Raw genomic sequence first — 7,350 nt, 5'->3', positions numbered from 1 at the left:
AGAGGCCGGCAAAGGGAGGGGCCCGAACGTTGCACGGCAACGTTTGGGGCGACGCGCAACGCGCGTCGCGTCCCGCGCCAGATAAAGAAAAAGGGCCGCCTTTCGGCAGCCCTTTTTCTTTATCTGGCGGAGAGGGGGGGATTCGAACCCCCGAGGCGCTATAAACGCCTGCCTGATTTCGAGTCAGGTACATTCAACCACTCTGCCACCTCTCCGGGTGGTCCCCGGCGGACCGGGGACGCGCATCATACGAGGAAGTGAGGCCGACGACAAGTCATTCCGGCCAACGAAGTGAAAATTTCCTGAGCGCATGCCTTGCCGGATGCGTGCAGCCACCCGATGATGCCTGTCTCCCCAGCAACACCCCGCCCCAGCCCCCATGATCGAATTCGGACACCTCACCCACCCCGGCATGCGCCGCGAGCTCAACGAGGACACCTACTACGGTGACAGCGAGCTGGCCCTGTGGCTGGTGGCCGATGGCATGGGCGGGCACGCCTGCGGCGAAGTGGCCAGCGCGCTGGCGCGCGAAACCATCGTGCGCGAAATCCGCCGCGGCGCGCCGCTGGCGCAGGCCATCCGCACCGCCGACGAAGAGATCATCCGCGCCTCGCGCCGTCGCAACGACACACTGCCGATGGGCACCACCGTGGTCGCTGCGCGCGTGCAGGGCAACCGCTATGAAGTGGCGTGGGTCGGCGACAGCCGCGCCTATCTGTGGCGCGACGGCCAACTGGCCCAGCTCAGCCAGGACCACAGCGTGGTGCAGGAACTGGTCGCGCAGGGCAACCTGACCGCCGAACAGGCGCGCGCGCATCCGCATCGCAACGTGGTCACCCAGGCACTGGGCGTGACCGATCCGGCGCATCTGAACGTGGCCACCACCAGTGGTGAGCTGCGCCCCGGCATGCAGCTGCTGCTATGCAGTGACGGCCTCACCGAGGAAGTGGACGACCGCGGCATCGCCCGCACCCTCGCCTTCGAGGATGCCAGCGCACAGGAATGCGTGGACACGCTGGTCGCGGCCGCGCTCGACGGCGGCGGGCGCGACAACATCAGCGTGATCCTGGTGCGCTGCCATTAACCGGTAGATCCACGCCATGCGTGGATACGGCACTGCCGGCCCGCGGCGCGCACCACCCCATCCCGGGCATTACGTGCTGGCGGGTTCTTCCACCTTCGGGCCGTCCCACAGCGCGTGGCCAGCCTTCTTGCGCAGCCGCTCCAGTCGGGCGGCATGCGCTTCCAGTTCCGACGGCGTGGCCACCACGCGTGGGCGCGGCAGCAGCTTGCTGGTATCGAAGGCATGCAGCGCCGCACCGGCGCCACCGCCATCGTCATCGCCCAGGCCGAAACCGATTTCCTCCTGGCCCGAGGTCAGCGCGATATAGACATCGCCCAGGATCTGCGCATCGAGCAGGCCGCCATGCAGTGCACGGTGCGAGTTGTCCACGCCCAGCCGCTTGCACAGCGCATCCAGCGAATTGCGCTGGCCCGGGAAGCGCTCGCGCGCCATCACCAGGGTATCGATCACGGTGCAGCGGTCGGTGATCTTCCCGTACTGCGGCCCGAGCAGCGACAACTCGTTGTCGAGGAAGCCGAGGTCGAACGCCGCGTTGTGGATGATCAGCTCGGCGCCATCGATGAAGGCCAGGAACTCGTCGGCGATCTGCGCGAAGTCCGGCTTGTCATCGAGGAATTCCAGGGTCAGGCCGGTGACTTCCTGCGCGCCCTGTTCGAACTCACAGTCGGGCTTGATGTACTGGTGATAGTTGTTGCCGGTCGGGCGGCGCTTGAACAGCTCCACGCAGCCGATTTCGACGATGCGGTTGCCCTTCTTCCACTCCAGGCCGGTGGTTTCGGTATCGAGGATGATCTGACGCATGGGCTCAGTTTACCGGGCTGGCGTCGCGGATCTGGATCGCCGCGTTGCGGGCCAGGGTGTCCACCCGCTCATTGTCCGGATCGCCGGAGTGGCCTTTCACCCACCGCCAGTCGATCTGATGCCGCAGCGTGGCCGCCTGCAGGCGCTCCCACAGCTCACGGTTCTTCACCGGATCGCCGCCGGCGGTTTTCCAGTTCTTGCGGATCCAGCCCGGCATCCACTGGGTCAGGCCCTGCCGCACGTACTGCGAATCGGTATAGAGCACGATGTTGCACGGCTCGGTCAGCGACTCCAGCCCGGAAATGGCCGCCATCAGTTCCATCCGGTTGTTGGTGGTGTGGGCCTCGCCACCGCTCAGTTCGCGCTCGTGGCCCTTGTAGCGCAGCAGCGCAGCCCAGCCGCCGGGGCCGGGATTGCCAAGGCAGGAACCGTCGGTGTGGATTTCGATGGTTTTCAATACAACTCCAGAATCAGGTAGCTACGGTGCCGTGCCAGCGCACCGGCAGCGGTTTCGGCCCAGGCAGGGCCAGCGTGCGTTTTTCCGCATGGAACAGGCAGGCCGCGCGCAGCGGCGCCCAGCCTGCGGGGCGGGGACTGCCCTCGCCGCGCCAGAGCGGGCCCAGGTAACGCATATCGTCGCACTCCAGCCCGTGGCGGCCGAGCAGCAGGCGGATCCGCTGTGGCGTGCGCACCACCAGTCCGTGCTGGCGCCAATGCATGCGGTAAGGGCTGAACGGGTTGAGGCTGCTCAGCCACAGGTGGCCACCCGGCATCAGCACGCGCTCGCATTCGTCCAGCAGCTGGTCGGCATCGCCCGTGGTGACGTGCTGCAGCACGACCGCGTTGACGCTCTCGTTGGCCAGCGGCAGCGGCAGTGCGCAGCGGGTATCGCCGGCATAGCCCTGCCCCTGCCGGAACAGGCGCAGGCCACGCCCGCCCAGCTGCGCATCGTCCAGCCAGGCCGCACTTGGTGCGATCCACAGCCAGGGCTGCGCCGGCAGGACAGACAGCTGCGGCAGCAGCAACTGCCGCTCCAGCACGCGCAAGGACTCCGCCGGTTCAGTGTCGAACCACGGGGCCTGGCTCGCTTGACGGGTGCTCTGCAGCGCGGGCATGGTCCAATTCTATGCGACTGACTGCCCTGCCCGCATTTGCGGACAACTACATCTGGACGTTGATCGACGACGCTGGCGCCGCCGTGGTCGTCGATCCCGGCGATGCCGCGCCGGTGCTTGCGCTGGCCGATCAGGGCCTGCGCGTGGACACGATCCTGCTCACCCATCACCACGATGACCACATCGGTGGCGTGCCCGCGCTGCAGGCACGTTTTCCCGGCGTCCGGGTCATCGCGCCGGTCGAAGAACGCATTCCCACCGCAACCGAGCGGGTCGGCGAAGGTGAACGCGTTCAGGCACTGGGCCGGACGTTCCACGTACTATCCGTGCCCGGGCATACCCGCAGCCACATCGCGTTTCACACTGCTGAACATCTTTTCAGCGGAGATTCGTTGTTCAGCCTGGGCTGTGGACGCCTGTTCGAAGGTACGCCGTCCCAGCTTCTGGCATCGATGCGCAAGCTGGGTACCTTGTCCGCGCAACTGCTGCTTTGTTGCGCCCATGAGTACACCGTGTCAAATGCCGTCTTCGCGCGGCATGTCGACCCCGCCAACGCTGCCTTGTGGCAGCGCCAAGAGGAGGCTTTGGCCATGCGCCGCGATGACCGTTCCACCCTGCCGGTAACCCTGGCCAACGAATTCGACTGCAATCCGTTCCTGCGTGTGCACACTGCGCCGATCCGCGCAGCAGTGTCGGCGCACCTGGGTCGCGACGTCGTTGACGACGTCGACGTCATGGCCGGCCTCCGGCACTGGAAAGACGGCTTCCGCGCATGATGCGCCGAAGTCTGCCGCTGGCCCTGGGCCTGGTCCTGGGGCTGGCCGGAACCGCCGGTGCCCAGTCGCTGGGCGCCGGCATCAGCCAGAACCTGACCGCCGCCGCAGCCCTGCCGCTGGATCCGGCCGCGTTGCCGGCTGCCTCGGTGCGCAATGGCCAGGAGATCTTCTCCAGCTTCCGCGACGGCCTTGCCGAGCCCACCTGCGACGCCGAGGCCACCAGCCCGCGCTGGCAGAAGCAGTTCGCCCATGCCCCGTCGCGCCTGGCCAACCAGGATGACGATGCGCTGGTGCTGTTCGGCTACGTGGTCGAAGAGCTGCGCAAGGCCAACCTGCCCACCGAATTCGCGCTCATTCCCTTCGTGGAAAGCGGCTATCGGCCCAATGCCCGCAACGGCAGCGGCCCGACCGGTCTGTGGCAGTTCATCGCCACCACCGCACGCAACCATCGCGTGCCGATGGCCAACGGCTACGACGGCCGCCTGTCGGCGGTTGATTCGACCCAGGCCGCGGTGCGCTACCTGAAGACCCTGCACGGCATGTTCGGCGGCGACTGGCGCCTGGCCACCATGGCCTACAACGCCGGCGAGTACCGGGTGCTGCAGTCCATGCGCAAGGCCGGCATGAACGCGCAGAACGCCAAGCCTTCGGCATTGCCGGGCCTGTCGCCGGTCACCCATGCCTACGTCGAGAAGCTGCACGCCCTGGCCTGCGTGCTGGAAGACGTGGAAGACCAGCCGGGCGTGATGGCCTCGCTGGACCGCACCGTGCCGGTGCTGAAGGACCACACCCTGCCTGCGGGCACCAGCGTCCAGCAGTGGGCCGCACAGCGCGCCCTGGACCCGGCGAAGATCGCCCGCCTGAACCCCGCGCTGGCCTCGGGTGGCCGCGCCTCCGGCACCACCCGCGTGCTGGCCCCTGTCTCGGCTGCCAATGCGACGGTGGCGGACACTGCATCTGCCCTGGTCGCCAGCGCTGCGCCAGTCGCCACCGCGTCACCGACGCCACAGGTGGCCAAGACCGTCGCCGCGATCGCCGACCGTCCGCGCAGCCGCCGCCACACCGTGCGTGATGGCGAATCGGCCTGGACCATTGCCCGCCGCTACGGCATGCCGGTAAAGGCGCTGCTATCGCTGAACGGCCTGAGTGGCAGCAGCGTGCTGAAGCCGGGCGCGGTACTGCGCGTCGAAGACTGACGCGCAGGCCAGGCGCCTCCCGTGTAGAGCCGAGCCCATGCTCGGCTTTTTCATGTCTGTGCCTGGCAGATGCAGTCGAGCACGGCTCGACTCTACAAAAGGCGGTCGAGCAAGCTCGACCACTACCAAAGCTCAAGCGCGCCACAAACGAGGCGAAGGCACAAAAAAGGCCCGGCATTGCCGGGCCTTTTCTTACCTGCAGCCGGTGGACTTACAGGTTCGCTTCGGTGGTCTGGACCACGAACTTCTTGCGCATCGCGTCGATGTAGGCCTTGGCCGCAGCCATGCCGTCGATCTGGCTCAGCTGGTCCTTCAGCTGCTTCTGCTGCTCGGCGGTCACTTCCTTGATGTCGCCCGGGTTGACCTTGTTCACCGCGAACAGCAGCGCGTGGCCGTTGACGTCGACCTTGCCGTAGCTCGGCTTGCCCTCGGCCGGGACCGGTGCGCTGAAGATCGCGCGGTTGATTTCCGGGGTCGGCACCGGCTGGCTGCGCGGCAGGCCCGGCATCGGGCTCACCTGCAGCTTCTCGCTGGCGGCCAGCGACTGCAGGGTGGCACCCGCCTTCAGCTTGGCCAGCACGGCGTCGGCGGCCTTGTCGCTGGCCTGACGCTGGCGGTCGGCGCGGATCGCGGCGATCACCTGCTCACGCGCCTTGTCCAGCGGCATCGCCTGCTCCGGGGTATGCGCGGCCACGCGGATGACCACGCTGTGGTTGGTGGCACCGCCCAGGGCGATCGGGTCGCTGGCGGTACCGTCCTGCACCAGCACTTCAGAGAAGGCCGCACGCAGCACGGCCGGGTCAGTGGCAATACCGCTGGCGGTGGCGCGGGTGATCGGACCCAGGGTCTGCAGCGGCAGGTTCACTTCCTTGGCGGCAGCGGCCAGGTCGCTCGGGCTCTTGTTGATGGCGTCGACCAGACGGCCGGCCAGCTCGTTGAAGCCACGCTCGCCGTCGGCCTTCAGCTGCTCTGCGGCCAGCGTGTCACGCACTTCCTCGAACGACTTGCCTTCGCCACCACGCACCGCGGCGACCTTGATGATGTGGTAACCGAAGTCGGTCTTCACCGGACCGATCACGTCACCCGCCTTGGCGGCGAACAGAGCGTCTTCGAACGGCTTGACCATCGCGCCACGCTCGACCCAGCCCAGATCACCGCCCTGGTTCTTCGAACCCGGGTCTTCCGAGTTGGCCTTGGCCAGCGCCGCGAAGTCGGCACCCGCCGCCTTGGCTTCGGCAGCGATCTTGTTCGCCTTGGCTTCAGCGCCGTCACCGGTGATCAGGATATGGGCAGCCTGGCGCTGTTCCGGCGAGGTGAACTTCGCCTTCTCGTCTTCATAGCGCTTGCGCAGGGTCGCTTCGTCAGCCGCGGTCGGTGCCGGCAGGTTGGCGCCGTTGATCTCGACGTATTCCAGCGACACGCTCTCGGCCTGACGGAAATCCTTGCCGTGGCTGCCATACCACTGCTTGATCTGCGCGTCGGTGACCGGCGCGGTATCGGCCGGCACTTCCGGCAGCGCGGCCAGTTCGACGTCACGGGTTTCGCCCAGCAGCTTCAGCAGACGCTCGGTCTCGGACTGGGTGACAAAGCCGGAGTTCTGCAGGCCCGACGGAATCACCGACTGCTGCAGGCTCTCGCGCACCAGCTCCTGGAACTGGGTCGGGGTGCGCGGCGGATTGCCACCGGCCAGGGCCAGGCGGTAGTTGTTCTCGTTGAACTTGCCATTCGAATCGAGGAAGGCGGGGATGGTGGCGATGTACTCACGCACCGCGCCATCGCCGACCACGACACCGGCCTGCTCGCCGACCAGGCGCACGACCTGTTCGTCGATCAGCTGGTCGAGCACGGCCAGCTTGTTTTCAGTGCTTTCGAACGCGCGCGGGTCGAAGTTCTCACCCTGCTGCTGGCGCTCACGCATGCGCTCCTGCTCGAAACGGGTGCGGAAATCCTGCGCGCTGATCTCGTGGTGCTGCCACAGCATGCGCACCGGCCACCACGACGGCGCCGAACGCCACCAGGTTGGCGGCGCGGAAACCTTGGCCACGTTCTGTGCGCCAACGCCACCGAGGTAGCTGTTGTCGATCACGAACAGGAACGGAATCATCAGCAGCCCCAGGATCACGGTGACGATCCAGCCTGAGGTCTTGTCGCGGAGTTTCTGCAGCATGGTGAGAATCACAAGGCCTGATTGGCGAGCCCGGCAGTGTAACCCGCTTCGCCGCAGGGACCAAAAGCAGCACCGGCGCGGCCTGCGCCGATCTTCGCGGACCTGCGGCACGGCACAAAGAAAAAGCCCCCGGCTTGCGCCGAGGGCTTTTAAAGTTGGCGGAGCGGACGGGACTCGAACCCGCGACCTCCGGCGTGACAGGCCAGCATTC

The 7,350-nt window shown here is 67.0% G+C and carries 7 protein-coding genes and 1 tRNA gene; 3 read left to right on the top strand and 5 right to left on the bottom strand.

What is annotated here, in order from left to right:
- Positions 1-124 precede the first annotated feature (124 nt).
- Positions 125-215 (bottom strand) — tRNA-Ser (locus tag R1H25_RS20265).
- A 164-nt stretch (positions 216-379) separates the two neighbouring features.
- Between R1H25_RS20265 and R1H25_RS20260 the strand changes: the two genes are divergently transcribed.
- Positions 380-1,084, top strand: a complete 705-nt coding sequence (locus tag R1H25_RS20260; protein WP_005408277.1) for a PP2C family serine/threonine-protein phosphatase — start codon at positions 380-382, stop codon at positions 1,082-1,084.
- 69 nt (positions 1,085-1,153) lie between these two features.
- Here the strand turns inward: R1H25_RS20260 and dnaQ are convergent, their stop codons facing one another.
- Genes dnaQ through R1H25_RS20245 form a run of 3 tightly spaced genes read right to left on the bottom strand, consistent with a single transcriptional unit; the run spans position 1,154 to position 3,000 of the window.
- The gene (gene dnaQ / locus R1H25_RS20255; RefSeq protein WP_057499978.1) at positions 1,154-1,885 is read right to left on the bottom strand and encodes a DNA polymerase III subunit epsilon; all 732 of its coding nucleotides are present in this window, start codon (positions 1,883-1,885) and stop codon (positions 1,154-1,156) included.
- A 4-nt stretch (positions 1,886-1,889) separates the two neighbouring features.
- Positions 1,890-2,342, bottom strand: coding sequence for a ribonuclease HI (rnhA, locus tag R1H25_RS20250; RefSeq protein ID WP_032129326.1), 453 nt, complete (start codon positions 2,340-2,342; stop codon positions 1,890-1,892).
- 13 nt (positions 2,343-2,355) lie between these two features.
- Positions 2,356-3,000, bottom strand: coding sequence for a methyltransferase domain-containing protein (locus tag R1H25_RS20245; protein ID WP_317224465.1), 645 nt, complete (start codon positions 2,998-3,000; stop codon positions 2,356-2,358).
- An 11-nt stretch (positions 3,001-3,011) separates the two neighbouring features.
- Here R1H25_RS20245 and gloB point away from each other — a divergent pair, with 11 nt between their 5' ends.
- Complete coding sequence (gloB, locus tag R1H25_RS20240; RefSeq protein ID WP_317224464.1) at positions 3,012-3,776, top strand: hydroxyacylglutathione hydrolase; 765 nt, start codon at positions 3,012-3,014, stop codon at positions 3,774-3,776.
- The gene (locus tag R1H25_RS20235) at positions 3,773-4,972 is read left to right on the top strand and encodes a transglycosylase SLT domain-containing protein (RefSeq protein ID WP_317224463.1); all 1,200 of its coding nucleotides are present in this window, start codon (positions 3,773-3,775) and stop codon (positions 4,970-4,972) included. Before gloB ends, R1H25_RS20235 begins: the two co-directional genes overlap by 4 nt.
- Before the next feature lie 211 nt (positions 4,973-5,183).
- Here R1H25_RS20235 and R1H25_RS20230 read toward each other — a convergent pair whose 3' ends face one another.
- Positions 5,184-7,139 (bottom strand): peptidyl-prolyl cis-trans isomerase, encoded by a 1,956-nt coding sequence (locus R1H25_RS20230; RefSeq protein WP_317224462.1) that lies wholly within the window; start codon positions 7,137-7,139, stop codon positions 5,184-5,186.
- Between the last annotated feature and the right edge of the window lie 211 nt (positions 7,140-7,350).

Origin of the sequence: Stenotrophomonas veracruzanensis (assembly GCF_032911525.1) — a bacterium.
GTDB classification, from domain to species: Bacteria; Pseudomonadota; Gammaproteobacteria; order Xanthomonadales; family Xanthomonadaceae; genus Stenotrophomonas; species Stenotrophomonas africana.
The sequence above is the reverse complement of the archived record's forward strand: the minus strand, read 5'-3'. Positions and strand labels throughout refer to the sequence as shown.